The sequence below is a fragment of the Uniformispora flossi genome, from assembly GCF_049534875.1.
Lineage (GTDB): Bacteria > Actinomycetota > Actinomycetes > Streptomycetales > Streptomycetaceae > Yinghuangia > Yinghuangia aomiensis.
In genome coordinates this window covers 498,641-522,454 of record NZ_JBMULZ010000004.1, presented here as the reverse complement: position 1 = coordinate 522,454, position 23,814 = coordinate 498,641, and the positions used below count along the sequence as shown (strand labels likewise).

24 protein-coding genes are annotated in these 23,814 nt (G+C 73.1%); 13 read left to right on the top strand and 11 right to left on the bottom strand.

The features are described from left to right. The first annotated feature begins 16 nt into the window (after nucleotides 1–16). Nucleotides 17–544, top strand: coding sequence for a type III secretion system chaperone family protein (locus ACPA54_RS12270; protein ID WP_423528874.1), 528 nt, complete (start codon nucleotides 17–19; stop codon nucleotides 542–544). A 107-nt stretch (nucleotides 545–651) separates the two neighbouring features. Next, nucleotides 652–1,410: a phosphoglyceromutase gene (locus tag ACPA54_RS12265; RefSeq protein WP_423528872.1), complete on the top strand. Its 759-nt coding sequence runs from the start codon at nucleotides 652–654 to the stop codon at nucleotides 1,408–1,410. 133 nt (nucleotides 1,411–1,543) lie between these two features. Here ACPA54_RS12265 and ACPA54_RS12260 read toward each other — a convergent pair whose 3' ends face one another. Continuing rightward, entirely contained in the window at nucleotides 1,544–1,729 is a 186-nt protein-coding gene (locus ACPA54_RS12260; protein WP_423528870.1) for a hypothetical protein, read from the bottom strand. A gap of 413 nt (nucleotides 1,730–2,142) precedes the next feature. Here ACPA54_RS12260 and ACPA54_RS12255 point away from each other — a divergent pair, with 413 nt between their 5' ends. Then, on the top strand, nucleotides 2,143–3,369 hold the full coding sequence (locus ACPA54_RS12255) for a sensor histidine kinase (RefSeq protein WP_423528868.1): 1,227 nt from the start codon (nucleotides 2,143–2,145) through the stop codon (nucleotides 3,367–3,369). Beyond that, nucleotides 3,366–4,046, top strand: coding sequence for a response regulator (locus tag ACPA54_RS12250; protein ID WP_358351960.1), 681 nt, complete (start codon nucleotides 3,366–3,368; stop codon nucleotides 4,044–4,046). The genes ACPA54_RS12255 and ACPA54_RS12250 overlap by 4 nt, the downstream gene beginning before the upstream one ends. A 335-nt stretch (nucleotides 4,047–4,381) precedes the next feature. Here ACPA54_RS12250 and ACPA54_RS12245 read toward each other — a convergent pair whose 3' ends face one another. Beyond that, the gene (locus ACPA54_RS12245; RefSeq protein WP_423528866.1) at nucleotides 4,382–5,101 is read right to left on the bottom strand and encodes a copper chaperone PCu(A)C domain-containing protein; all 720 of its coding nucleotides are present in this window, start codon (nucleotides 5,099–5,101) and stop codon (nucleotides 4,382–4,384) included. A gap of 473 nt (nucleotides 5,102–5,574) precedes the next feature. Between ACPA54_RS12245 and ACPA54_RS12240 the strand changes: the two genes are divergently transcribed. From ACPA54_RS12240 to ACPA54_RS12215, 6 genes are all read left to right on the top strand, one after another. Further along, nucleotides 5,575–6,057, top strand: coding sequence for a CarD family transcriptional regulator (locus tag ACPA54_RS12240; protein ID WP_231779029.1), 483 nt, complete (start codon nucleotides 5,575–5,577; stop codon nucleotides 6,055–6,057). A gap of 455 nt (nucleotides 6,058–6,512) precedes the next feature. Continuing rightward, nucleotides 6,513–7,247: a 2-C-methyl-D-erythritol 4-phosphate cytidylyltransferase gene (ispD, locus tag ACPA54_RS12235; RefSeq protein ID WP_423528864.1), complete on the top strand. Its 735-nt coding sequence runs from the start codon at nucleotides 6,513–6,515 to the stop codon at nucleotides 7,245–7,247. Beyond that, nucleotides 7,225–7,788: a 2-C-methyl-D-erythritol 2,4-cyclodiphosphate synthase gene (gene ispF, locus ACPA54_RS12230; protein ID WP_423528862.1), complete on the top strand. Its 564-nt coding sequence runs from the start codon at nucleotides 7,225–7,227 to the stop codon at nucleotides 7,786–7,788. Before ispD ends, ispF begins: the two co-directional genes overlap by 23 nt. Before the next feature lie 76 nt (nucleotides 7,789–7,864). After that, nucleotides 7,865–9,274, top strand: a complete 1,410-nt coding sequence (cysS, locus tag ACPA54_RS12225; RefSeq protein ID WP_423528860.1) for a cysteine--tRNA ligase — start codon at nucleotides 7,865–7,867, stop codon at nucleotides 9,272–9,274. A gap of 160 nt (nucleotides 9,275–9,434) precedes the next feature. Further along, the gene (rlmB, locus tag ACPA54_RS12220; protein WP_423528858.1) at nucleotides 9,435–10,406 is read left to right on the top strand and encodes a 23S rRNA (guanosine(2251)-2'-O)-methyltransferase RlmB; all 972 of its coding nucleotides are present in this window, start codon (nucleotides 9,435–9,437) and stop codon (nucleotides 10,404–10,406) included. A 191-nt stretch (nucleotides 10,407–10,597) separates the two neighbouring features. Beyond that, a complete protein-coding gene (locus tag ACPA54_RS12215) occupies nucleotides 10,598–11,926 on the top strand; it encodes a TQO small subunit DoxD (RefSeq protein ID WP_423528856.1) in 1,329 nt (442 codons plus the stop codon). 299 nt (nucleotides 11,927–12,225) lie between these two features. Here the strand turns inward: ACPA54_RS12215 and ACPA54_RS12210 are convergent, their stop codons facing one another. After that, complete coding sequence (locus tag ACPA54_RS12210) at nucleotides 12,226–13,335, bottom strand: ABC transporter ATP-binding protein (RefSeq protein WP_423528854.1); 1,110 nt, start codon at nucleotides 13,333–13,335, stop codon at nucleotides 12,226–12,228. A gap of 249 nt (nucleotides 13,336–13,584) precedes the next feature. On the opposite strand from ACPA54_RS12210, the gene ACPA54_RS12205 reads away from it, so the two are divergent. Then, the gene (locus tag ACPA54_RS12205; RefSeq protein WP_423528852.1) at nucleotides 13,585–14,691 is read left to right on the top strand and encodes a LacI family DNA-binding transcriptional regulator; all 1,107 of its coding nucleotides are present in this window, start codon (nucleotides 13,585–13,587) and stop codon (nucleotides 14,689–14,691) included. 139 nt (nucleotides 14,692–14,830) lie between these two features. Next, the gene (locus ACPA54_RS12200) at nucleotides 14,831–16,669 is read left to right on the top strand and encodes a tetratricopeptide repeat protein (protein ID WP_423528850.1); all 1,839 of its coding nucleotides are present in this window, start codon (nucleotides 14,831–14,833) and stop codon (nucleotides 16,667–16,669) included. 545 nt (nucleotides 16,670–17,214) lie between these two features. On the opposite strand, the gene ACPA54_RS12195 is transcribed toward ACPA54_RS12200, so the two are convergent. The 3 genes from ACPA54_RS12195 to ACPA54_RS12185 all read right to left on the bottom strand — a co-directional run bounded on the left by ACPA54_RS12195 (nucleotide 17,215) and on the right by ACPA54_RS12185 (nucleotide 20,330). Next, complete coding sequence (locus ACPA54_RS12195) at nucleotides 17,215–18,195, bottom strand: hypothetical protein (RefSeq protein ID WP_423528848.1); 981 nt, start codon at nucleotides 18,193–18,195, stop codon at nucleotides 17,215–17,217. Between the two features lie 81 nt (nucleotides 18,196–18,276). Continuing rightward, complete coding sequence (locus ACPA54_RS12190) at nucleotides 18,277–18,558, bottom strand: heavy-metal-associated domain-containing protein (RefSeq protein ID WP_423528846.1); 282 nt, start codon at nucleotides 18,556–18,558, stop codon at nucleotides 18,277–18,279. 305 nt (nucleotides 18,559–18,863) lie between these two features. Then, nucleotides 18,864–20,330, bottom strand: coding sequence for a carboxylesterase/lipase family protein (locus tag ACPA54_RS12185; RefSeq protein ID WP_423528844.1), 1,467 nt, complete (start codon nucleotides 20,328–20,330; stop codon nucleotides 18,864–18,866). A gap of 136 nt (nucleotides 20,331–20,466) precedes the next feature. Here ACPA54_RS12185 and ACPA54_RS12180 point away from each other — a divergent pair, with 136 nt between their 5' ends. Continuing rightward, a complete protein-coding gene (locus ACPA54_RS12180; RefSeq protein WP_423528842.1) occupies nucleotides 20,467–21,693 on the top strand; it encodes an ROK family protein in 1,227 nt (408 codons plus the stop codon). Between the two features lie 8 nt (nucleotides 21,694–21,701). Here the strand turns inward: ACPA54_RS12180 and ACPA54_RS12175 are convergent, their stop codons facing one another. The 5 genes from ACPA54_RS12175 to ACPA54_RS12155 form a co-directional block, all read right to left on the bottom strand. Continuing rightward, on the bottom strand, nucleotides 21,702–21,875 hold the full coding sequence (locus tag ACPA54_RS12175; RefSeq protein WP_423529017.1) for a type II toxin-antitoxin system HicA family toxin: 174 nt from the start codon (nucleotides 21,873–21,875) through the stop codon (nucleotides 21,702–21,704). Nucleotides 21,876–21,929: 54 nt separating this feature from the next. Further along, complete coding sequence (locus tag ACPA54_RS12170) at nucleotides 21,930–22,157, bottom strand: type II toxin-antitoxin system HicB family antitoxin (protein ID WP_423528840.1); 228 nt, start codon at nucleotides 22,155–22,157, stop codon at nucleotides 21,930–21,932. A gap of 207 nt (nucleotides 22,158–22,364) precedes the next feature. Beyond that, on the bottom strand, nucleotides 22,365–22,844 hold the full coding sequence (locus tag ACPA54_RS12165; protein ID WP_423529015.1) for a GNAT family N-acetyltransferase: 480 nt from the start codon (nucleotides 22,842–22,844) through the stop codon (nucleotides 22,365–22,367). A gap of 94 nt (nucleotides 22,845–22,938) precedes the next feature. Continuing rightward, complete coding sequence (locus tag ACPA54_RS12160) at nucleotides 22,939–23,298, bottom strand: ArsR/SmtB family transcription factor (RefSeq protein WP_423528838.1); 360 nt, start codon at nucleotides 23,296–23,298, stop codon at nucleotides 22,939–22,941. A gap of 30 nt (nucleotides 23,299–23,328) precedes the next feature. Continuing rightward, on the bottom strand, nucleotides 23,329–23,742 hold the full coding sequence (locus tag ACPA54_RS12155; protein ID WP_423528836.1) for an arsenate reductase ArsC: 414 nt from the start codon (nucleotides 23,740–23,742) through the stop codon (nucleotides 23,329–23,331). Nucleotides 23,743–23,814 lie beyond the last annotated feature (72 nt).

Below are 23,814 nucleotides of genomic sequence, written 5' to 3'. Positions count from 1 at the left end.
AACCCTGAGGTGCACCGTGCAGCACACCCGGGCGCAGGCGGCCGAGACCATCCGGCTCGCCCTCGACGACGCCGAGGTCACCTGGGAGCGCCCCGACGACGACACGTTCGTCGTGACGCTCCCGGGCACCCGCAAGCTCAAGACCACCTGCGCCCTGAAAGTCGGCCGGCACACGGTCACGGTGACCGCTTTCGTGGTGCGCCGCCCCGACGAGAACCACGAGGCGTTCTACCGCTGGCTGCTGACCCGCAACATGCGGCTCTACAGCGTCGCGTTCTCCCTCGACAAGCTCGGCGACGTGTACCTGACCGGCCGGGTCCCCCTGCACGCGGTCACCGCCGACGAGGTCGACCGGATTCTCGGCGTGGTCCTGGAAGCCGCCGACGACAGCTTCAACACGCTGCTCGAACTCGGCTTCGCCACGTCGATCCGGCGCGAATGGCAATGGCGCACCGAGCGCGGCGAATCCACCCGCAACCTGGACGCGTTCACCCACCTCCTCGACACGCCGGGCGAACCTGCCGCGGAACCCCCGGCCGGCTGAACCGCGGCACGCCGCGGACCGGCGGGGCGGGCGCACCGCCGGTCCGGCGCCGCTGCCGGTCCAGACCGGCAGAAAGCCGTACCTCCGCCTCCATTACGCTCGCCCTCATGGCCGACACCGCATACAAGCTCGTCCTCCTCCGCCACGGTGAGAGCGACTGGAACCGCAAGGGTCTCTTCACCGGCTGGGTCGACGTCGACCTGACCGATACCGGCGAGAAGGAAGCCGCCCGCGGCGGACAGCTCCTCACCGACGCCGGCGTGCTGCCCGACGTGCTGCACACCTCGCTGCAGCGCCGCGCGATCCGCACCGCGCAGATCGCCCTGGACGCCGCCGACCGGCACTGGATCCCGGTGCGCCGCTCGTGGCGCCTCAACGAGCGCCACTACGGCGCTCTCCAGGGCAAGGACAAGGCCGCGACGCTCGCCGAGTTCGGCGAGGAGCAGTTCATGCTGTGGCGCCGCTCCTACGACACCCCGCCGCCGCCGCTCGCCGACGACGACACGTACTCGCAGGTGCACGACCCGCGCTACGCCGGCCTGCCGGACGAGATCCGCCCGCGCACCGAGTGCCTCCAGGACGTCGTCACCCGCATGCTGCCGTACTGGTACGACGCGATCGTGCCCGACCTCGAGGCCGGCCGCACCGTGCTGGTCGCCGCGCACGGCAACTCGCTTCGCGCGCTGGTCAAGCACCTCGACGGCGTCTCCGACGAGGCGATCGCGGGCCTGAACATCCCCACCGGCATCCCGCTGCTCTACGAGCTGGACGCCGACCTGCACCCGGTCACCCCGGGCGGCCGCTACCTCGACCCGGAAGCCGCCGCCGCGGCCATCGAGGCGGTCAAGAACCAGGGCCGCAAGTAGCAGGTGGCCCTCGGCCCGCACGGTCGAACAGCGAGCGCCCGCCCCGCAGCACGGGGGCGGGCGCTCGCCGTTTCGCGCCTTTCCGGGGTGTCGCGCGCGGCCGTTGGTCGCCCGTCGGCCGCACCGGGGCGGATCAGCCGCAGCTGCCGCCGCAGTTGCACGCGGAACCGGCCTTGCAGCCGCAGCCGCACGACGACGGGCAGCTGCACCCCGGCGTCGGCGCGGGCGGCGTGCGCAGGACCGCGGACCGCGGCGTGATCTCGACGGCCACCGGGGCCGTGCGGACGGTGGTGGGCGAGTCGGGCAGGGAGCCGGGCATGGACGACCTCCGTTCACCGGTGGACGTGCCCGGGCCGGCGCCGCACGGGCGTGGACGTCGAACGGGTGTGCGGTGCGAGGCGCGGCGCCGCCCCGGCGGCGTGTGGCGTGGGCCACAGCGGCTCCGGTGGCGAAGCGCGCGGCCCGCGGTGTGCCGGACCGTGCACGGTGCGTATTCGAGTCAACCCGCCCCGCTCGGCGGCGTCAACGCCGGATGTGGCCAAAGCCTGCGACCAGCCATTTTGTCTATTTTTAGTAGAAGTGGTGAATATTTGCGGAGATCTGGGCGGGCTCCGGACCGCCGCCAAACGGGCTGAACCGGGTGCGGCGCAGCGATGAACAGTCGATGAAGTCCTCAGGTCAAGGCCATCGGGAGGGGTTTCACCCGTTCGTGTCCCCTTTACTCTGGGTGCCGTGGACGTGAACGTGGCCGCGGCGGCCGTAGCCGCCGTGTGTGGGCTGGCTGTCGGTGTTGCCGGGACCCTGGCGTTCCGGTGGAGCGAACGCACCCAGGGCCAAGGCAGCGGCACGGCGCCCTCCGGGCCCGTCCTCCCGCCCGGCGTGGCGACCGTGCTGTCCGTGCTCCGCTCGTCCGCCGTCGTCCTCGACGAGCACGACGCGGTGGTCAAGGCCAGCTCGGCCGCGTACACCTTCGGCCTCGTCCGCGGCGACCAGCTCGTCCCCGACGAACTCCTGCGGATGTCCCGCGACACCCGGCGCGACGGCGAAATAAGACAGCGCGACCTGCTGCTCCCGCGCCGCGACGGCCAGGAACTCGAAGTGTCCGCCCGCGTCGCCCCGCTCGGCTCCCGCCTGGTCCTGCTGCTCGTCGAAGACCGCACCGAGGCCCGCCGCGTCGACGCGGTGCGCCGCGACTTCGTCGCCAACGTCAGCCACGAACTCAAGACCCCGGTGGGCGCGCTGTCCCTGCTCGCCGAGGCCGTCCTGGACGCCAGCGACGACCCGGAGGCGGTCCGCCGCTTCTCCGGCCGCATGCAGGTCGAGTCGGCGCGCCTGACCAACCTCGTGCAGGAACTCATCGACCTGTCGCGCGTGCAGAACGACCACCCGCTCCAGGACATCGCCCCGGTGCCGGTCGACGACCTGGTCGCCGAAGCGGTCGACCGCTGCCGCCAGGTCGCGCAGAACAAGCAGATCACCCTCGCCGTCGGCGGCGATCCCGGCCTGGTCATCCCCGGCGACCACAACCAGCTCGTGATGGCGCTCGGCAACCTGGTCGAGAACGCCGTCAACTACAGCCCGGAGCGCACCCGGGTCGACATCGACGTCCGGGTCACCGGCCGCAAAGCCGTGATCGCGGTGTCCGACCAGGGCATCGGGATCCCGCACCGCGATCTGGACCGCATCTTCGAACGGTTCTACCGCGTCGACCCGGCCCGCTCGCGCGCCACCGGCGGGACGGGCCTGGGGCTCTCCATCGTCAAGCACATCGTGGCCGGACACGGGGGAGAGGTCACCGTCCGCAGCCTGGAGGGCGTGGGAACCACGTTCACTCTGGTGCTGCCACTTCTGCCCGCCGACGACCGGGGCACCGGCCCCGACGCGGCGTCCACCGCGGCCCAGCAGCCGTCCCCGACCGGGCCGGCTGTGTCGTACAACTCCCGGGAGGCTTCCGGATGACCCGAGTGCTCGTCGTCGAGGACGAGGAGTCCTTCAGCGACCCGCTTGCGTTCCTGCTGCGCAAGGAAGGGTTCGAGGTCGCCGTCGCGGTCACCGGGCCCGACGCGCTGGAGCAGTTCGACCAGGGCGGTGCCGACCTCGTACTGCTCGACCTGATGCTGCCGGGCCTGCCCGGCACCGAGGTGTGCCGTCGGCTGCGCGCCAAGTCCAACGTGCCGGTCATCATGGTGACCGCCAAGGACAGCGAGGTCGACAAGGTCGTCGGGCTGGAGATCGGCGCGGACGACTACGTCACCAAGCCGTTCTCGTCCCGCGAACTCGTCGCCCGGATCCGCGCCGTGCTGCGCCGCCAGGGCGAGCCCACCGAGGTCGAGCCGACCGCGCTGGAGGCCGGCCCGGTCCGCATGGACGTCGACCGGCACCGCGTCACCGTCGACGGCGTCAAGGTCGAGCTGCCGCTGAAGGAGTTCGACCTGCTCGAACTGCTGCTGCGCAACGCCGGCCGGGTGCTCACCCGCATGCAGCTCATCGACCGGGTGTGGGGCGCCGGCTACGTCGGCGACACCAAGACGCTCGACGTCCACGTGAAGCGCCTCCGCGCCAAGATCGAACCGGACCCGGGCGCGCCGCGGTACCTGGTGACGGTGCGCGGCCTGGGCTACAAGTTCGAGCCCTGATCGGCCGGATCACCCGCAGAGAGCCGTCTTCCGCGCGACGCGGAGGGCGGCTTTCGCGTGTCGGCGGAAGGCACGTGCCGGCCTGATTTCCGACCGGTGGAGTCCCCTGGCGGGCCCGGTCCGGCACGCGAGCAGTGGAGGCCGGCGGTGGTTGTCCCCCATCCCCACAGTGGTGGTTGTCCCCAGGACGTGGGGGCGTTCGCGCCGTGGGGAGCTTGCGGGGTGTGTATCCGGCCGGGTGCCAGGCCGCGTCGCGCTGTTGCGCTCTCCCCCGAACGCGCGAGCGGCTGCGGCCCCGGCAGGGGCGCAGCCGCTCGCGTGGCGTTGTGCGTGCGTCAGCTCGCGTTGGGGCTGACGGTGTTCGCCGGGCGGGTCGCGGTGCTCGTCGCGGTCGCGGCGCCCGTCGGGGCGTTGCTCGCGCCCCCGGTCGGGGCGCCGGTGGCCGGCGCCGAGGCAGGAGCCGAAGCGGTGGCCGAAGCCGGGGCGGACGGCGACGCCGGAGCGGTGGTCGGCGGGGCGGCCGGCAGGCTCGGAGCCGGGGCGGACGGCGCGAGCTGCTTGAAGTAGTCCTCCGGCGAATGCACCTGGACGCGCACCGAGCCCGAGCCCGCGGTCTTGAAGGTCAGCGTCACCTTGGCGTACTTGCCGGGGGTGACCGGGCTGTCCCCGGACACCGAGGCGACCTTGGCGACCACGCTGTCCGCGCCGCCGGTCAGGTAGACCGCGCCGTGCGCGGGGATGGTGATGGCGCCCGTGCCGGACGCCGACTTCAGCTCGGCGTTCCCGGTCGCACCGTCGACGGCCACCTGGGTGAGCGTCTCGGCCTGGTCGCCGTCGTTGATGAACGCGCCGCCCAGCGCCATGGCGCCGGACGTCGGACCGCCGCTCACCAGCGTCAGGTTCTGCACCTTGACGTTGCCGACCTGGACGGAAGCGGTGTCCGGCTTGATCTTGGTGGTTTCCGCGTCCGTGCCACTGGAGCAGGCGGCCGCCAAGGGGGCCAGCGCGAGGGCGATGGTTGCGGCGACGGCACCCCGTCGAATGCTGCGGCTCACGGCGGGCGAATCTCCTTGGTCCTTTGTGTCCTTGACAGCCTCGGCGGTCCCGGACAAGGGGGACCGGCGCAAGCCTACTCAGGCGGGATGGGCCACTTGTACGCGGCTCGGATCCCGAGGGTGAAACGGGGACAGCCCGGGCGGGGACACGGCATCCGGCCGTCGGATCACCCGCGGCGCACACACGGACAAGTCGGGCGACCCGCCGTCCGGCGCACTGCTGTCCAAAAACAGATGCCTCGGCCCAGTGTGTCCGGTAGGGCCGATAGTCGATTCCATGTTCGAATGGAGGTGGGTGCAAGTTGCCCGTTTTGCCCGGTTTACGGATCACCATGTCGGTCCCGGCGGGGCGGCGCATGCATGTCCGAGTGGCCATTGTCAAGCCCTGACTAAGGCCCTGACCTGCGGAAACGCCATTCAGGCGCGGCGTGACCCGTGTTACCCTAGAAAGCCACGGAAGGGGTACCTGTCACATGACGTTCAAGGTTGGCGACACGGTGGTCTACCCCCATCACGGGGCCGCACTCATCGAGGCGATCGAGACTCGCACCATCAAGGGCGAGGACAAGATCTACCTGGTGCTGAAGGTAGCCCAGGGTGACCTCACGGTCCGAGTCCCCGCTGACAACGCGGAGTTCGTCGGTGTGCGCGACGTGGTGGGCCAGGACGGCCTCGATCGCGTCTTCGAGGTGCTGCGGGCTCCGCACACCGAGGAGCCGACGAACTGGTCGCGACGCTACAAGGCGAACCTGGAAAAGCTCGCTTCCGGTGACGTTATCAAGGTTGCCGAGGTCGTGCGCGACCTTTGGCGCCGGGAGCGTGACCGCGGCCTTTCGGCCGGCGAGAAGCGGATGCTCGCGAAGGCTCGGCAGATCCTGGTGAGCGAGCTGGCGCTCGCGGAGAACACCAACGAAGACAAGGCAGAGGCGATCCTCGACGAGGTTCTCGCCTCCTGACGCGCGATGCCGGGCGGAACGGAGCGGCGGCCCCAGGCCGCGGCCCTGTCTGTACCGGCACGGTGAAGGTGGCCCGTCGGCCGGAGCGATCCGGCGGACCGGGCACCTTTTCGCCACGGGCTTGCGCGGCCCGGTCCGTCGGCGCGCGCCGTATCCGATCGGCGCGCGCGGCGGCGGACAGCCGTCGTCGGCGCACGGTCGGCGACGTACGTCCATACGCCCGGCTCTCGGGCCTCGCGGCGCTTCTCGGCGGCGCGGATTGACCCGTGCGGGTGACGCATGACGTCCGGCTCGGCAGTAGGTCGGCCACGGCGGTGTGCTGCTCAGGGGCACCTGCGGAAGGCCTTCCCCGGCGGCTGCGCGGATACACCCGGTTGCGGCCCGGTACCTTCGGGTGGTCGGTCTCGGGGCGGTGCTGCCGTCCCGGGTTCCAGCGCGCCAAGTGAGGGTGTTCGGTGAGAGCTGCTGTTCTGGTGCCCGCGGCCGGGCTCGGGCTGCGTCTGGGCGGCGGCCTGCCCAAAGCTCTGCGGGAACTCGGCGACGTGCCGATGCTCGTGCACGCGCTGCGGTCGCTGCTGTCCGCGCCCGGTGTCGGTGCCGCGGTCGTCGCCGCGCCGCCGGACGGTGTCGCGGAAGTGCGCGGCCTGCTGGCCCGTGAACTCGGCGCGGACGCGCCGGTGACCGTGGTGGCCGGCGGCGCGACGCGCCAGGAATCCGTCTCTCTTGCCTTGGCCGCGCTCGACGGCGACTGCCCCGTGGTGCTCGTGCACGACGCGGCGCGCCCGTTCGTGCCGGTCGGCGTCGTGGAAGCGGTCGTCGCCGCGGTCGAGTCCGGCGCATCCGCGGTGGTGCCCGCGCTTCCGGTGGTCGACACCGTGAAGGAGGTCGTGGCGGAGGACGGCGCCGAACGCGTCGTGCGGACCGTCGACCGGGCCTCGCTGCGGGCCGTGCAGACGCCGCAGGGGTTCCGGCGGGACGTGCTGGCCGCCGCGCACGCGGCGGCGGCGCCGGGCGGCGACACGACCGACGACGCGGGCATGGTCGAGCGCATGGGCGTGGCCGTGACCGTGGTGCCCGGGTCGGAGGAGGCCTTCAAGGTCACCCGGCCGTTCGATTTGCTGCTCGCCGAAGCGCTGCTGGCCAAGCGCCGGGCGGAGCGCGCGTCCGATGCGGAGGTCCCCGTTGTCTGAGCCGTCCGAGCCGTCCGAGCTGTCCCGGCCGCCCCAGCCGTCCGCGTCCGCGGGGCCGGTGAGGGTGCTGCTGCCGCGTACCGGCATCGGCGTCGATGTTCATCCTTTCGAGGAGGGCCGCGACCTGTGGGTGGCGGGGCTGCACTGGCCGGGGGAGACCGGGCTGGCCGGGCACTCGGATGCCGACGTGGCCGCGCACGCGGCGTGCGACGCATTGTTCTCGGCGGCCGGAATCGGCGACCTGGGCGCGCACTTCGGCACGTCGCGGCCGGAGTGGTCGGGGGCCGCGGGCGTGACGCTGCTGGCCGAGGCCGCGCGGCTGGTGCGCGACGCGGGGTTCGAGATCGGCAACATCGCGGTGCAGGTGGTGGGCGTGCGGCCGAAGATCGGGCCGCGGCGGGCCGAGGCGGAGAAGACGCTGTCGGAGGCCGCGGGGGCGCCGGTGTCGGTGTCCGGGACGACCACCGACGGGCTCGGGCTGACCGGCCGCGCGGAGGGCTTGGCGGCGATCGCGACCGCGCTCGTGGTGCCCGCCGGGTAACACGTCCCGGTTCCGGTTCGGGACCCGGGGCGGAATCCGGGGGCCTCCCGGCGTGCGCACCCCGTAAACTCGCAGGGTGAGCATGCGCCTATACGACACCAGCACCCGCACGGTCCGCGACTTCGTGCCGCTCGTCGAGGGCACCGTCTCGATCTACCTGTGTGGCGCGACCGTGCAGGCGCCGCCGCATATCGGGCACGTCCGCTCGTACCTGAACTTCGACGTGCTGCGGCGGTGGCTCGAGTACCGGGGCAGCGACGTCGTGTTCTGCCGCAACGTCACGGACATCGACGACAAGATCATCGCCAAGGGCAACGAGGCCGGTGTCCCGTGGTGGCGCATCGGCTACCCGAACGAGCGGGCGTTCAACGAGGCTTACGACACGCTCGGCTGCCTCCGCCCGACGATCGAGCCCCGGGCCACCGGCCATGTGCCGGAGATGATCGAGCTGATGCAGCGTCTGATCACCACGGGGCACGCCTACCCGTCGGACGGGGACGTCTACTTCGACGTGCACTCGTTCCCGGAATACGGCGCGCTCAGCGGCCAGCGCCTGGACGCGATGCGTGACCAGGGCGACGGCGGCGCGGGCGCCAAGCGCGATGTGCGCGACTTCGCGCTGTGGAAGTCGGCCAAGCCCGGCGAGCCTTCGTGGGACACCCCGTGGGGCCGCGGGCGCCCCGGCTGGCACCTGGAGTGCTCGGCGATGGCGCACCGCTACCTCGGCGAGCGCTTCGACATCCACGGCGGCGGCCTCGACCTGGTGTTCCCGCACCACGAGAACGAGATCGCGCAGTCCAAGGCGGCGGGCGACGGCTTCGCCAACTACTGGATGCACAACGCGTGGGTCACCATGAGCGGCGAGAAGATGAGCAAGTCGCTCGGCAACTCGGTCCTCGTGTCGGAGATGGTGAAGCGCTGGCGGCCGATCGTGCTTCGCTACTACCTGGCGTCCCCGCACTACCGCTCGATGATCGAGTACAGCGAGGATGCGCTGCGCGAGGCCGAGGTGTCGTTCTCCCGCATCGAGGGCTTCCTGGAGCGGGCGGCGGAGCTGACCGGCCCGGTGGAGCCGGACGCGCGGGTGCCCGACGCGTTCGCCGAGGCGATGGACGACGACCTGGGCGTGCCGCAGGCCATGGCGGTCGTGCACAACACCGTGCGCGAGGGCAACACCGCGCTGGCCGCGGGCGACAAGGACGCGGTCGCGGCGCACCTCGGTGCGCTGCGCGGCATGCTTGTGGTGCTCGGCCTGGACCCGGCGGCGGAGCCGTGGGTGTCGGGCGACGCGGGCGACCGCACGGGCGATCTGCGGCACGTCGTCGACTCGCTGGTGCATCTCGCGCTGGCGCAGCGGCAGGCGGCGCGCGAGCGCAAGGACTACGCGGCCGCCGACGCGGTGCGCGACCAGCTGACCGCGGCGGGCGTCGTGGTCGAGGACACCCCGCAGGGGCCGCGCTGGACACTGGAGCGGCACCGGCAGTAGGCCGGGGACTGCCCGGGGCCGCACGGCCGCCGGGTTTCGGAGCATCGGACGAGTAGCCGCCCGCGGGCGGTGGGCGTGCGACGGATTCGACGCGGCCGGGCCACGGGCCCGGCCGTACCGTTGTACGTGCGAGACGAGCACATCGAAGGGACGTCATCACATGGCCGGCAACAGCCAGCGCCGCAACCGCCGTAACCCGGGCAGCAAGAAGGGGGCCCAGGTCGGCACCGGCGGGCACAGCCGCCGCGCGCTGCGCGGCAAGGGGCCGACGCCGCCGGCCGAGATGCGCAAGGGGCACGCGAAGCAGCGGGCCGCGAACGCCGCGGCGAAGCGCGCCCAGCAGGACGGCGGCGGCGGGCGCCGCGGGGTGCAGCGCGGCCGGGGCGGCCGCGGCGACAAGGAGATGGTGTACGGCCGCAACTCGGTGGTCGAGGCGCTGCGTGCGGGCATTCCGGCGAATGCGATGTACGTCGCGCAGTTCATCGACTCGGACGACCGGGTGCGCGAGGCGCTCAAGCTCGCCAACGACATGGGGGTGCCGCTGCTGGAGGCGCCGCGTCCGGAGCTGGACCGGCTGACCGAGGGCGGGCACCACCAGGGGCTGGCGCTGCAGATCCCGCCGTACGAGTACGCGCACCCGGACGACCTGGTCGAGGTCGCGCACGACAACGGCGAGGTGCCGCTGATCGTGGTGCTCGACGGCATCACCGACCCGCGGAACCTGGGTGCCGTGATCCGCTCGGCGGCGGCGTTCGGCGCGCACGGCGTCGTGGTGCCGGAGCGCCGCGCGGCGGGCATGACGGCGGGCGCGTGGAAGACGTCGGCGGGTGCCGCGGCGCGGGTGCCGGTGGCGCGGGCGTCGAACCTTCGGCAGGTGCTGGAGTCGTACCAGAAGCAGGGCCTGTTCGTGGTCGGCTTGGCCGCCGACGGATCGGTGGACCTGGGCGACCTGGACACGGCCCAGGAGCCGCTGGTCGTCGTGGTCGGCTCGGAGGGCAAGGGCCTGTCGCGTCTGGTCACCGAGACCTGCGACCAGACGGTGGCGATCCCGATGGCGGTCGGCAACGAGTCGCTGAACGCGGGTGTGGCGACCGGGATCGTGCTGTACGAGGTCGCGCGGCAGCGCGCCTGAGTTTCCGGCGGGGGGGGGGGGGGGCGCGGCGGGGGGGGGCGGGCCCCCCCCCCCCCCCCGCTGTTTCCGGGCTATTTGCGGGTTTTCCGGGCGGGATTCCGGGCGTCGGCTCGGTCGGATGATCAGATCGGCCGGAAGATAGTTCCGCCTCCGGCCGCATCCTCGTGCCCCGTTCGGCGGTTAGTGCATGCGTGGAGACGAGAACGGACGGCGGCTACTCCGGCGGCCAAGGTGCTCAGAACAAGCGGCGCCCCGACCTCGCGGGGCCTTCGGATTTCGGCGGTGTCGGCGGTGTCGCGACGCTGGCGCGGGATGCCCGCGCCGCGTCCACGCGCAGTCTGCGGGTGGTGATCGGCCCTCCGCCGCTCACCGGCCGCGACACGCTGCTGCCCGGTCAGCGGGCCGCCACCGACCCCATGGCGGTCACCGCGGAACTTCCGCGGATCACCGAGGATTTGCGGAAGGTACGGCGCAGTAACGCGCTGCCCCGGGCGCGGGCGAAAGCCGCCGAGCGCCGGGCGGCCGGGGTGCGTCCGGCGCCCGCGGCCCCGGCGCGCGCCGTGAGTGCGGCGGCCAAGCGCGGGCCCGTGCAGCCCGGGATGTTCCTGCTTCCGCTGCGGGTGTTCCTCGGGTTGGCGTTCCTGCTGGAGGGCCTGCGCAAGTTCTACGACCCGGGGTTCCTGGACGCGGACGCGCCGGATTCGTTCGCGCACCACATCGAGGCCCTGCACGACGGCAGTTGGTTCCCGCCGGTGATGGACCTCGCGGCGGACCACGCGATCACTACCGGCCTGCTGTTCGCGTTCGGCCAGGTCCTGGTCGGCGTCGGTGCGCTGCTCGGGCTGTGGACGCGCCTGATGGGCCTGATCGGCATGCTGCTGGCGTTGGGCGTGCTGATCGCGGTGGGCGGCAACTCGTCGCCGTACCACGGCGCGTATGTGGTGTTCCTGGCCGCGTGGAGTCCGCTGGCGCTGGCCGGCGCGCCGATGTACTCGGTGGACTGCTGGCTGTCGCTGCGGAAGTGGCGCGGTCCGCTGACGACTCCGGTGCGGGCGCGGCGCCGCAAGCTCGGCTACGGCTCGATCATCGCGGGCCTCGCGGTCGGCACGACCCTGCTCGCGGGTGCGCTGTTCGGGCATCCGGCGCGCGACGGGTCGGCGCCGGGCGCGGACGAGACGACGGTCACCGGGCCGCCCGCGGTGCGGACGTCGACCGGCCCGGCGGGCCCGGCTCCCGCGGCGCCGCCTGCCGTGTCGGCGCCGCCCGCGGCGAGCGGCACCGCGTCCGCGACGGCCAAGCCGACCGCCGGGGCGGGCAGTTCCGGTACGGCCGCGCCGAAGGCGTCGGCGAGCGCCCAGCAGAAGACGTCGGCCGAGGGCACGACGACCCGCAAGCCCGCCGCAGGCGGGGGCAACGCGGCCCCGACGTCGCCGAATTCGCCGCGGTCGGTGGCGGAGAAGCCGTCCGACACCAAGACCATGGGCGGCAGCGCGCCCCTCGGCGGGCTGCTGGGGGGGTGATCGGGGACGTCGGCAATGGCCGGTTGGGCGGCTGAGCTTCCTCTCGGGAGGCGGAAGCCGTCGGCAGCGGAATCGGGGGAGGGGCGCCGGGATCACCGCCCGAGGCGGGAACGGCGCAAGCGCGCAGGCAGTGCGGCGGAACCGCGGTTCCGGTCCGCGCCTCGTGCGGGGAACGGCTTCGAGGCCGCGGCGGCAGCCGCCGGATGCGGCGCGGCCCCCGTCCGGGAGATCCGGGCGGGGGCCGCGTGCGTGGTGCGTCGGGCCCGACTGTGTCGGCTGTGTCGGCTGACCCGGTTGCGTCAGTCGGCCAGGCGCTCGCCGGTGACGGTGCTGAACAGGTGGGTCTCGCCGGAGTGCGCGACGACGTGCAGGGTCACGCCCTTGCGCGGGACGTTCCGGCCGCTGACCCGGACGACGACCTGCTTGGGCTCGCCGTCGATCTTCGCGGTGCCGTAGACGTAGGCGTCGGAGCCCAGTTCCTCGACGACGTCGACGGTGACCGGCAGGCCGTTGCCGGACTTGTCGAGGCTCTCCTCGCCGCGGATCTCCAGGTGCTCGGGGCGGATGCCCAGCGTCACCTTGGTCTCGCCGGCGGCCGCGGCGCTCTCCCGGGCCTCGCGGGACACCGGGAGGACGGTGTCGCCGAAGCGGACGCCGTCCTCGGCCAGGTCGACGTCGAGCAGGTTCATGGCGGGCGAGCCGATGAAGCCGGCCACGAAGACGTTCGCCGGGCGGTCGTACATGTTCCGCGGGCTGTCGACCTGCTGGAGCAGTCCGTCCTTGAGCACCGCGACGCGGTCGCCCATGGTCATGGCCTCGACCTGGTCGTGCGTGACGTACACGGTCGTGATGCCCAGGCGGCGCTGGAGCGAGGCGATCTGCGTGCGGGTCTGGACGCGGAGCTTGGCGTCGAGGTTCGACAGCGGCTCGTCCATGAGGAACACCTGCGGTTCGCGGACGATCGCGCGGCCCATCGCGACGCGCTGGCGCTGGCCGCCGGAGAGGGCCTTGGGCTTGCGGTCGAGGTATTCGGTGAGGTCGAGGATCTTGGCGGCTTCCTCGACCTTGGCGCGGATGGTCTTCTTGTCCACGCCGGCGATCTTGAGCGCGAAGCCCATGTTGTCCGCGACCGTCATGTGCGGGTAGAGCGCGTAGTTCTGGAACACCATGGCGATGTCCCGGTCCTTCGGCTCGAGGTAGGTGACGTCCCGGTCGCCGATGTGGATGCCGCCCTCGGTGACCTCTTCGAGGCCCGCGAGCATGCGCAGCGAGGTGGACTTCCCGCAGCCCGACGGGCCGACGAGGACGAGGAACTCGCCGTCGGCGATCTCCAGGTCGAGGGCGTTGACGCTGGGGCGCTCGGCGCCCTTGTACGTGCAGGTCGCCTTGCGGTAGCTGACCGAAGCCATGAGAAAACTCCCCTTCACCGGCAGGAACGTGCCGGACGATCCGAGTGGAGGGTGAAATTGGTCTAGTCCACCTGGATGGACTCCGCTCACGGTACCTGCCGGGTCCGCTTTTTGTCAGCACTGGGGTGGCTTGCCGTTCATCACAGGCCCGGACGGGGCCCTGGCGCGGCCGAGCGGATTGCAAGTCCTTGCATGATCTGCAAGGCCTCTGCTGATTCCTGCATAATCCGTCAACTACGCTGGATCGTCATGAGGACACGGTTGGCGGATATCGCCGCACAGGCGGGTGTGAGCGAAGCGACCGTGAGCCGCGTGCTCAACAGCCGCCCGGGGGTCGCCGAGGACACGCGCCAGGCCGTCCTGACCGCGCTCGACGTGCTCGGCTACGAGCGTCCGTCCCGGCTGCGCCGCCGCAGCGCGGGCCTCGTCGGGCTGATGGTGCCCGAGCTGGACAACCCGATCTTCCCGGCGTTCGCGCAGGTCATCGAGCGTGCGCTGGCGCACCACGGCTACACGCCGGTGCTGTGCACCCAGACGCCCGGCGGGGTCACCGAGGACGACTACGTGGAACTCCTGCTGGAGCGCGGGGTTTCCGGCATCGTCTTCGTCTCCGGCCTGCACTCGGACTCCGCCGCCGACACCTCGCGGTACATGCGCCTGGTCGACCGCGGCCTCCCGGTCGTCTTCGTCAACGGCTGGGCCGACGGCATCGACGCGCCGTTCATCTCCAGCGACGAGGAGGTCGCCGTCGAGCTGGCGATAGGGCATCTGGCGTCTCTGCGGCACCGGCGGATCGGCCTGGCCGTCGGACCCGAGCGGTACGTGCCGACCGCGCGCAAGATCGCCGGATTCCGGCGCGGCCTTGCCGAGACGTTCGGCGTCGGCGACGCCGACCCGTGGATCGAGCGCTCGCTGTTCTCCGTGGAAGGCGGCCAGGCCGCGGGCGGCGCGTTGGTGGACCGCGGCGCGACGGCCGTGGTGTGCGGCAGCGACCTGATGGCCCTCGGGGTGATCCGCGCGGTGCGGCAGCGCGGGCTGAGCGTGCCGGAGGACGTGTCCGTCGTCGGGTACGACGACTCGCCGCTCGTCGCCTTCACCGACCCGCCCCTGACCACCGTGCGGCAGGCCGTCCCGGCGATGGGCGCGGCCGCGGTGCGCGCGCTGCTCGACGAGATCGGCGGCGGCCGCGCGCCGCGCACCGAACTCGTGTACCGCCCCGAACTGGTGGTGCGCGGTTCCACCGGCCACGCGCGCGACGGCAACGGCCCCGCGCCCGCACCGGTCGTGCTGCGGATGGCCGACGCGGCTCCGCCTGCGGTCTCGGGTGCCGCGCCGACGGCTCCTTCGGAGGTCTGACGACCCGCCCGACGTGCTCCGTTAGTGTCGATCACCGTCCGGCGGCGCTCCTCGCCCGTTTCCCGCAGGCGCCGACGCCCTGGATGCGATCGGGGCGGAACACAGGCCGTAGGCAAGCGAGGGGCGGGGGCGTACCACCGTGGGATTCGAGGACGCGCCGGGTCGGCAGCCGCACGAGTGCGGTCATCCGGCGGAAGGCATCGGCGACGCGACGCAGGAAGCGCACGGCGAACTGGCCATGGCCAGACTGGCGCTCGACGACGGGGAGACCGAGCACGCCGCGGTCCACGTCGCCAACGCGATCTTCTGCGAACCCCGGTTGCCGGAGGCCCACGAGATGCTCGGCGTCCTCGCGGCGCGGACCGGCGACGGCGGCGTCTCGCTGTACGGGCCCGACGAACGCGGCGGCATGTTCGCGGGCAGCGCCGCCGCGCTCGCCCACCTGCGCGCCGCCGCCGGGGACTTCGACCGCGCCTTCGGCGGCCTGGCGCAGGTCGCCGCGCACGAACCGCACCGCCCGTGGGGCGCGTCCGCGGCCTGGCTCGGCCGCGACCTGACCGCTCGGCTCGACGCGGACGCGTTCGCCCGCTCGGTGCTCGGCATGGTGCAGGTCCTCGACGACCCGGTCGACGAGGACCACCGGGCCGCCCTCGCGCCGTTCGCCGACCTGCTGCGTGCCATGGTCGCCGAGCACCCCGGACACGGCTTCCTGCTGTGGTCCGGGTCGTCGCTGATGCGCCGTCTCGACGAGATGGACGACGCGGTCGACTGGGCGTTCCGCGCGTGGACCCGCGACCGCTCGCTCGAAGCGGCGATCATGCTCGGCAACGCGTGGCGCCGGGTCGGCCGCGCCGCGGATACCGAGAAACTGTGGGCGTCCGTGCTCCGCGACCACCCCGGTGACCTCGACCTGCACGTCGACCTCGGCGAACTCCTGGCCGCCCAAGGCCGGTTCGACGAAGGCCTGGACTGGATCGAACGCGCCCTCGCGAGCGACCCCCGGCACCCCAAGGCGGCGCCCGCCGCGCACGGCGTGCGGTGGGCCCGCGACCGGGACATCGCCCACCTCGTCGCGCTCGTCGACCACCTGCGCCACCACCCGGACCACGGCTACGCCCACGAAATCCTGGGCCGGGCCTGCTCCGGGCCGTGGCTGCGGCACGTGCCCTATCCGACCGAGGCGCTCACCAACACGCTGCGCCAGCTCCTGGACCAGGTCGAGCCGGGCGACGCGGACATCGCCATCACGCTGAGCGCGCTCGAACCGCCGAGCGCGCTGCTCGCGGTCCGTGCCGCTTTCCCGCGGTTCGGGCTGACCGTGCAGTCGGTGCCGCAGCCGGACGCGCGAGAGCCGCTGCGGCGCGGGACGTGGGCGGTGTGGCGGTACGCGCCCGGCGCGACCGAGGCCGAGGCGGTGCCGGAGCCGCCCGGCACGGCGGCCGCGGAGGCGGTGCGCGGGATGGCGGAGGCGTCGTGGCCGCATCCGGCGCTCGCCTACGACCGCGCGGTGCTGCTGTCCGGGTACCCGCTCGACGACCTCCTCGGCGTGCTCGCGCACCCGCCCGCGCCGGACGACACCGAGCTGGGCCGGACGTTCGCCCGGCACGAGCCGGCGCTGTGGATCCGCATGGTGCAGGTGTGGGCGTGCCTGGGGATCGCGCACCACCGCGGCGACGAGCCGTGGGCGGAGTCGGTGCGGCGGTCGGTGCTCGTCGACCTGGCGTTCGGGCCCGAGGACTGGGTGTCGGACGCGGCGCTGTTCGCGCTGGTGGCGACCGCGTGGCTGGTGCCCGAGGCGCGCGTCGACGTGGCGACGGCGGTGGCGACCCGGTTCCTGGATGCGGAAGAGGCGTACCGCACGCGCGAGGTCACGGTGCTGCGGTCGCTGGCCGCGCTGGTACTCGCGACGCCGGAGATGCCGGAGCGGGTGGCGGAGCTGGCCCGGGAACGGGCGGCGGCACTGGACGCGGAGGACTGAGGTCCGGGGGCGTGGGCCCGGGATTGTGCGGGCGGGGCTCGGCGCGACGTGCGCGATTCGCGCTCGATTCACGGGCCCGACCCGTCGCCCCTGCAGATCACGCGGACCCGCCTCGCGCCCCGAACGTGTCGGCGCGGCCGATTCGTCGGCTCGGCGGACCCGGCGGTGACCCGTCGGCTCGGCGGATCTGCCGATCCGTGTGGCGTGTGCGAGCGGCGTCCTCGACCCGCGGCCCCACGCATCGTCCCTGTGACCACGCCGACCACGCCGACCGGTCTGGCCGGCCCAACCTGACGGCATGGTCTGACACCTTGGCCTGGTGGACCTGCCGCCGAGCCGCCTGACGCGCGTGATCCGGCCCCTCGGCCCGCGGGCCCCGGCGAGTCGTCCTGCGGACCACACCCGACTCGCCTGACGCGTCCAACCCGCCGCCTTCCCCGGCCCGCCTGGCGCGCGTGCGCCGCGGACGTGGGAACGCGGTGCCGCGACCGGTGGTCAGGTCGCGGCACCGCGAGTGGGAGGGGTGGGGCGGGGGCCGGGGCGGTTCAGTGGCGGTGGCCCGCGTGGCCGGCGTGGTTTGCGTGGTCGTTGTGGTTCTCGTGCCCGGCGTGGTTGGCGTGCCCGGCATGGGTGTTGTGGGCGGCGTGGTTCTCGTGGCCGCCAAGTCCGGCGTGGTTCGTGTGTGCGGCATGTCCGGCGTGGCCCTGGTGGTCGCCCTGTCCGGCGTGGGCGGTGTGCGCCTCGTGTGCGGTGGGCTCCGGGGGTGCCACGACGACGGTGAACTCCGCGGTGCGCACCACGCCGTCGTGTTGGAAATCGAGGTAGAGCCGGTAGGTGCCGGTGCTCGGCGCCTGGGTGTGGAAGCCGATGCCCGGGCCGGCCGGGGTGACACCGTCGCCCGGCTCGCCCTGCGGGTGGACGTGGAGGTAGGCGAGGTCGCCGAGGCGCAGCGCGACGAGGTGGCCGAACGCGCCGAGGTAGGGCTCCAGATCGGTGACCGGGCGGCCGTCCTTGTGGACCGACAGGGTGATCACGGTGCCGGTCTCGGCGGACAGGTCGCCGTCCAGGACCACGGTGTAGCCGTCGACTTCGGCGGTGCGGGACGCCGCCGGGAGCGGCGTCGGCCGGTACACGCCGGAGACCGCGACGTCGGCGCCCAGGGTGAGCGGTCCGGCCGGGTCGCCGGACGGCGCGAAGTCGGCGAATACCCGGTAGTCGCCCGCGGTGGCGAAGGTCAGCGGGATCGTCCAGGTGCCGTCGGCGCCGAGCACCGGGTGGACATGCCGGAAGTCGGACAGGTCGCGGCGGGCGACGATCAGGTGCAGTTCCTTGTCGTGCTGGACGTCGTACCGGGTCACCGGGTGCCCGTCGGGTCCGGTGATCCGGAACCGGAAGTCGGTGCGGGCGCCCGCCTCGACCGGGTTGCCAGCCGGGACCAGCGCGTAGCCGCGCTCCGAGACCTGCAGGCCCCCCGGGAGGCCGGCCTGTGCGTGGTTGCCGTGTCCTGCGTGCGCGTTGCCGCTCATGTCCCCGTGCTCCTCTGTGCGTGTCGTGCGGTGGTTCTCGGATGTCGGTCTCGGGTGGTGCGCTGCTGCGGTGGTGCGGGCTCAGCCGCAGCTGCCGCTTCCGCAGCAGCTGCCGGAGGCCTGGGGGAGGAGCGTGCGTTCGCGGGGGACGACCCGGTAGCCGGCTTCCGCGACCGCGGCGGCCACGGCCGCGTCGTCGATCGGGCCGTCGGCGGTCACCGTGACCCGGCCGGACGGGAGGTCGACGGCGACGTCGGTGACGCCGGGCAGCGTGCCCAGTTCGCCCTTGACCGAGCCGACGCAGTGGCCGCAGGTCATGCCGGTGACGGTGTAGGTCGCGGTGGCGGGGGCCGTGGTGGTCATGGCGGTGCCTCTCGTTCCTCGGTTCGTCCGTGGCGCGGCCGGTGCGGTCCGCGGGGCGGGTCGGGCTCGGCTGCTGTGTTGCCGTCCGAGGCGTTGCCTCGTTCCGACACCCGAAACAATACCCCAGGGGGGTATGTAGTCAAGAGGGTTCGGCGAGGCCTTTTTTCACAGGTCGTCGGGGTTCCCGATACGGGTACCCCCTAGCGGTGTCCTTCGCGGGACGCAAAAACGCGGCGGCGCCCGCCCCGTGGGTGGGGGCGGGCGCCGCCGCTGTCCGGTGCGGCCCGGGGCCGGCGGCCGTCCGGTCAGGCCGGGATGCCGGTCCAGATGCCGCGTACCGCGCCGAGGGCGTCCGGGACGACCGTCGGCTCGGTGTCCCACAGGCGGGTCGCCCGGTCCGCCGGGGTGTAGGCGGGCCAGTCGGCGCCCGGGTCGAGGGTGCCGATGAACGCGACCCACGAACCGTGGACGGCATCGGCAAGCGCCTGCGGAGCGTCCGGTCCGGTGGCCTCGACCGCGCGCTCGGCGTGCAGCGCGTCGAAGGCGAACGGCACGTCCAGGCAGTGGAAGGCCGCGGGGCCGTGCTCCGGGGACCCCGACGTCCAGTCGAACTCGTACAGCCACGTCGGGAGTCCGTGGGCGGCGCGGGCCTCGGCGACGAGCGTGGCCGGGCCGCGGAAGAAGGAGTCGGTGATGGCCTCGCCGATCAGCTCGCCGGCGTTCTTGCCCTCGTGCAGGGCGAGGTAGGTGGGGATGGCCTCGGGCGCTACACCGAACTTCGCCAGGACCGCGCCGGCCAGTTCGATCGGGGCCTCGGCCATGTACGCGCCGATCATGTGGAACTCGTGGCGGGTCGCGCCGAGCATCAGCGGCACCGTCGCGGCCGAGCCGTCGCGGAACGCGTCGTGTACCTGCTCCGGGACCAGCTCGCCGTCCGCGAACGGGGCGAGGACGAGGTCGATCGGCACCACGGCCTCCGGCCCGGGGGCGTTCACCTTGTCCTGCAGGTCCTGGATGTCGTCGTCGCCGAGGTCGCGCAGCGCGGCCGCGGTGGCGGGCAGGCCGGTGCGCTCGGTGAACCGCGCGGCCACCGCGACGCCGTCCTCGCGGCTCTGCGGGACGCGTACGGCGCCGGACATCGAGATCGCGGCCCGGAAGAGGCCGTGCGCGGACGGGGTGGCCAGAAGCGTCTGGACGGCGCCGCCGCCAGCCGACTGGCCGGCGACCGTCACCTTGGCCGGGTCGCCGCCGAACGCCGCGATGTTGTCGCGCACCCACGTGAGCGCGGCGATCCAGTCGAGCACCGCGCGGTTGTCCGGGGCGCCCTCGAGGTGCAGGAAGCCCTCGATGCCGAGCCGGTAGCCGATCGTCACGACGACGACGCCGTCGCGGTTGAAGGCGGCGCCGTCGTACCACGGGCTCGACGAGCATCCGGCGATGTAGCCGCCGCCGTGGATCCACACGAGCACCGGGAGGCCGGCCGCGCCGTCCGGGTTCGGGGTGAAGACGTTGAGGTTGAGGATGTCCGCGCCCGGGATCGACGGCTCGGGGATGATCGTCGGCCCGTCGCCGAAGCTGCGGCGCTGCGCGGTCGGGCCGTAGGCGGTCGCGTCGCGCGGCTCGGTCCACGGCTCGGGGGCCACGGGGGCGGCGAAGCGGAGGTCGCCGACCGGGGGCTGCGCGTACGGGATGCCGAGGAAGCGGGCGGATTCGCCCTGCCAGGCGCCGAGGACGGGCCCCGACGCGGTGGTGACGAGGGGTTGCTGCGACACGGGGGAGTCCTTTGCGCCGGGATCGTTCAGCCGAGTATCGACACCCCGCCCGATATTTTGCAAGGTCTGAAAAAAAGAGTGTGGGGTGGATCATGCCGCGGCGCGCCTTTCGGCTCGGCGCGGCAGAATCGGGGACGTGACGCACCCTGCGCCGGCTCCGGCCGACACCGCCGCCGTACGCCGCCACAACCTGGCGCTCGTGCTGCGCCGTATCGCCGCCGGGCCGTGCGCACGTACGGACATCGCGGCGGCGACCGGCTTGGTGCACGCGTCGGTCACCGGGCTCACCGCGGAACTGCTGGAGCGCGGGCTGGTCCGCGAGGTCGGCGCGGCGGCGACCGGCGGGCGCGGGCGGCCGCGGCGGCTACTCGAACTCGTCCCGGGGCGGGTGCTGACGATCGCCGCGCAGGTCACCCTCGAACGCGTCGAGACGATGGCGGCGGACTTGGCGGGCGCGGTCGTGCACCGTTCCTCGGCCGTGCACCGGGCACCGTACGGGGACGCCGACGCGCTCGCCGCCGCGGTGGCCCGCGAAGTGCGGCTCGCCGCCGACGCGGTGCGGGACCGTCCCGGCGCGCACCTGGCCCGGGTCGTGGTGGCGATGGCCGGGCCGGTCACCGGCCCGGGGGAGACGGTCGCGGCGGCGATCGACTTCGGCTGGCGCGGGCACACCGACCTGCGCGCGCTGGTCGCCGCCCACCTGCCGCGGCTCGACCGGCCGCTCGACGTGGTGAACGACGCGAACGTGGCGGCGCTGGCCGAGTACCACGCACGCGAGGACGAACTGCCGTACGTGGTGGCCTATGTGAAGGCCGACACCGGGGTCGGCGGCGGCCTGCTGATCGGCGGCCGCATCCACGCGGGCGCACACGGCGCGGGCGGCGAGATCGGCCACATGCCGATCGCCTTCGACGGCCCGCCCTGCCCGTGCGGCGCCCGCGGCTGCCTCGCCCAGTACATCGGCCCCGAACCCCTGCTCGCCACGGCCGGCTTGGCCGCCCTCCGCGACACGTCGGGCACCGACGCGGCCCTCACCGAACTCGACCGCCGCCTGCACGCCGAGGACCGGACCGCATGCGCGGCACTCCACGACGCGGGCGGCAAGCTCGCCGCGGCGATCCTCGCGGTCTCCGGCGTGACCGATGCCGGCGAGGTCATCCTCGGCGGCTATCTCGCCGACTGGTACACATGGCTCCGCCCGGGCATCGACGAAGCCCTGTCCACCCGCCGCACGCTGGTCCCGGACCTGACCCTGCGGGTCACCCCGGGCGCCCTGGGCCGCGACGCGACACTGCGGGGGGCGGTGGAGTCGGGGCGGCTGGGGGTGCTGGACGATCCGACGGGGGTGCCGGTGGTGGGGTGAGGGGTGGATCAGAGGGCGGCGACGAAGCGGTCCGGCTCGATGGCCGCTTGGCGGAGGACCGAACGCAATGTGCCCACCGCGAGTGGGGTGTGGAGCGGGATGATGGCGATCCGATCACCGTTGCGGACTTCGGCGTGAGAACCCTTGGTGGCGACGTGCTCGAAGCCGAAGGTCCGACACAGCTCAGCCAGGACGCGGGCACCCGAGAGGTCGCGCGGTAACGGGGCCCGCCGGGCTCATGCGGAGATCCGGAGCTGCAGGCGCTCAAGGTGCGCGTCTTCCAGCGGGATCGGCGGAGCCGCGGCATCGTCGTCGAAGTACAGCTCCAAGGACTCGCGCACCATTGCCACAGCTTCGGCCTCGGTGCGCCCTTGGCTTGCGACTTCGACCTCCAGGCAGCGGGCCACCCACCACGGATTCTCGAAGGTGAGGACGAGAGACAAGTCCAGCTTGCGCTCGGTCATGGCGTCAGCGTATGCCTGGGATGCCTCGGCTGGTCCGGCTTCGGATGGTGCCCCGAGTGGGGAGGATGGCGCGCTGGAAGGTCGGCCCGCAGGGTCCGTACGACAACGTGTACTGCCCGCCCAAACGACACCAGACGGGCAGACGGCGTCTGGCCTGCGGCCGGCATTTTGCGGCGAGCTCCCCGCGGCACGGCGGGCGGCCGAGGGCTACAGCCGCGGACTGCGGCGTTCGATCATCACGACGTCGCGCCAGGTGCCGTGGTGGCGTCCGATGCGTTCGCGGATGCCGATGGTGCGGAAGCCCGCGGCCTGGTGGAGGGCGAGGCTGGCGGTGTTCTCGGGGAAGACGCCGGACTGGATGGTCCAGATGCCGGCTGCCTCCGTCGAGGTGATCAGGGCTTGCAAGAGTGCGCGGCCGACGCCTCGGCGTCGGGCGTTGGGGTGTACGTAGACGGAGTGTTCGACGACGCCTGCGTACACGCAGCGGTCCGACACGGCGGAGGCCGCGATCCAGCCGAGTACGCGCTCGTGGCCCGCTTCGTGCGCGAGGGCGACGAATCGGTGCTCGGGCAGCCGGACTTGGTCGAAGTCGGCCCAGGTGGGTGTCCGGGTCTCGAAGGTGGCGTGCCCGGTGTCGATGCCCGCCTGGTACACGGCGAGGACCTGGTCGGCGTGGTCGGCGGTCATCCCGGCCACGCGGACGATGCCGGTCGGCGACGTGCTCACCGGCGCCTCGCCCGGACGGCGGCGGTTGCGTCGGCGGGTTGGTGGCTGTCGTCGCTCATGTCGTCTCCTCGCAGGGCACGGCCGACGGGGTGGGGGCGGGGTGGCCCATGACGGCGTCGGCGGCGGTCGGGAAGCGGGACAGGCAGTTCTCGTTCACCCGGTAGAACACGGAGGTGCCGCGCCGCTCGGCGATGACGAACCGCACGTCGGCGAGCAGCTTGAGATGGTGCGAGACCGTGGACTGCCCAACCTCGGAGCGCCCGACGATCTCGCCGACGCTCATCGGGCGTCGCTCGACCGCGAGCAGGTTGACCAGTCGGACCCGGGTGGGGTCCGCGAGTGCCTTGAACCAGGTCGCGTAGGTGGCGGCGGTGTCGGCGTCGAGCGGCCGAGGGCGCCCGTTCTCGTCATTCATCGACAATCGACGATAGACGATGCAGGGCGGTCAGGCGGTGTCGGGCAGCAGTTCGGCGAGAAGCGTGCGGACGCGACGTTCGATCGCGTCGCGGATCGGGCGGACCGCGTCGACGTCCTGTCCGGCGGGGTCGTCGAGTGCCCAGTCGAGGTAGCGCTTGCCGGGGAAGACCGGGCAGGCGTCGCCGCACCCCATGGTGATGACGACGTCGGATGCCTGGACGGCTTCGGTGGTCAGGACCTTGGGCTGCCGGCCGGCGATGTCGATGCCGACCTCCTTCATCGCCTCCACGGCGACGGGGTTGACCCGGTCGCCGGGGATCGAGCCTGCCGAGCGGACCTCGACCCGGTCGCCGCCGAGGTGGCCGAGGAATCCCGCCGCCATTTGGGAGCGGCCCGCGTTGTGGACGCAGACGAACAGCACTGAAGGCTTTTCGAGGGACATGCGGGTGCCTTTCCGCGGCTCGGGGTCTGGGGGCGCGCATCGCTGGGGGGTTCGCGTGGGTGCTTTCGCGGC

Excerpts from the sequence above, each read along its gene's own strand:
- ACPA54_RS12165 (WP_423529015.1), bottom strand. The coding sequence starts at position 22,844 with ATGACCGCCGACCACGCCGACCAGGTCCTCGCCGTGTACCAGGCGGGC.
- ACPA54_RS12195 (WP_423528848.1), bottom strand. The coding sequence starts at position 18,195 with ATGAGCGGCAACGCGCACGCAGGACACGGCAACCACGCACAGGCCGGC.
- ACPA54_RS12265 (WP_423528872.1), top strand. The coding sequence starts at position 652 with ATGGCCGACACCGCATACAAGCTCGTCCTCCTCCGCCACGGTGAGAGC.
- ispF (WP_423528862.1), top strand. The coding sequence starts at position 7,225 with ATGCGGAGGTCCCCGTTGTCTGAGCCGTCCGAGCCGTCCGAGCTGTCC.
- ACPA54_RS12210 (WP_423528854.1), bottom strand. The coding sequence starts at position 13,335 with ATGGCTTCGGTCAGCTACCGCAAGGCGACCTGCACGTACAAGGGCGCC.
- ACPA54_RS12250 (WP_358351960.1), top strand. The coding sequence starts at position 3,366 with ATGACCCGAGTGCTCGTCGTCGAGGACGAGGAGTCCTTCAGCGACCCG.
- ACPA54_RS12160 (WP_423528838.1), bottom strand. The coding sequence starts at position 23,298 with ATGAATGACGAGAACGGGCGCCCTCGGCCGCTCGACGCCGACACCGCC.
- ACPA54_RS12205 (WP_423528852.1), top strand. The coding sequence starts at position 13,585 with ATGAGGACACGGTTGGCGGATATCGCCGCACAGGCGGGTGTGAGCGAA.
- ACPA54_RS12190 (WP_423528846.1), bottom strand. The coding sequence starts at position 18,558 with ATGACCACCACGGCCCCCGCCACCGCGACCTACACCGTCACCGGCATG.
- ACPA54_RS12260 (WP_423528870.1), bottom strand. The coding sequence starts at position 1,729 with ATGCCCGGCTCCCTGCCCGACTCGCCCACCACCGTCCGCACGGCCCCG.
- ACPA54_RS12155 (WP_423528836.1), bottom strand. The coding sequence starts at position 23,742 with ATGTCCCTCGAAAAGCCTTCAGTGCTGTTCGTCTGCGTCCACAACGCG.
- ACPA54_RS12240 (WP_231779029.1), top strand. The coding sequence starts at position 5,575 with ATGACGTTCAAGGTTGGCGACACGGTGGTCTACCCCCATCACGGGGCC.
- ACPA54_RS12170 (WP_423528840.1), bottom strand. The coding sequence starts at position 22,157 with ATGACCGAGCGCAAGCTGGACTTGTCTCTCGTCCTCACCTTCGAGAAT.
- rlmB (WP_423528858.1), top strand. The coding sequence starts at position 9,435 with ATGGCCGGCAACAGCCAGCGCCGCAACCGCCGTAACCCGGGCAGCAAG.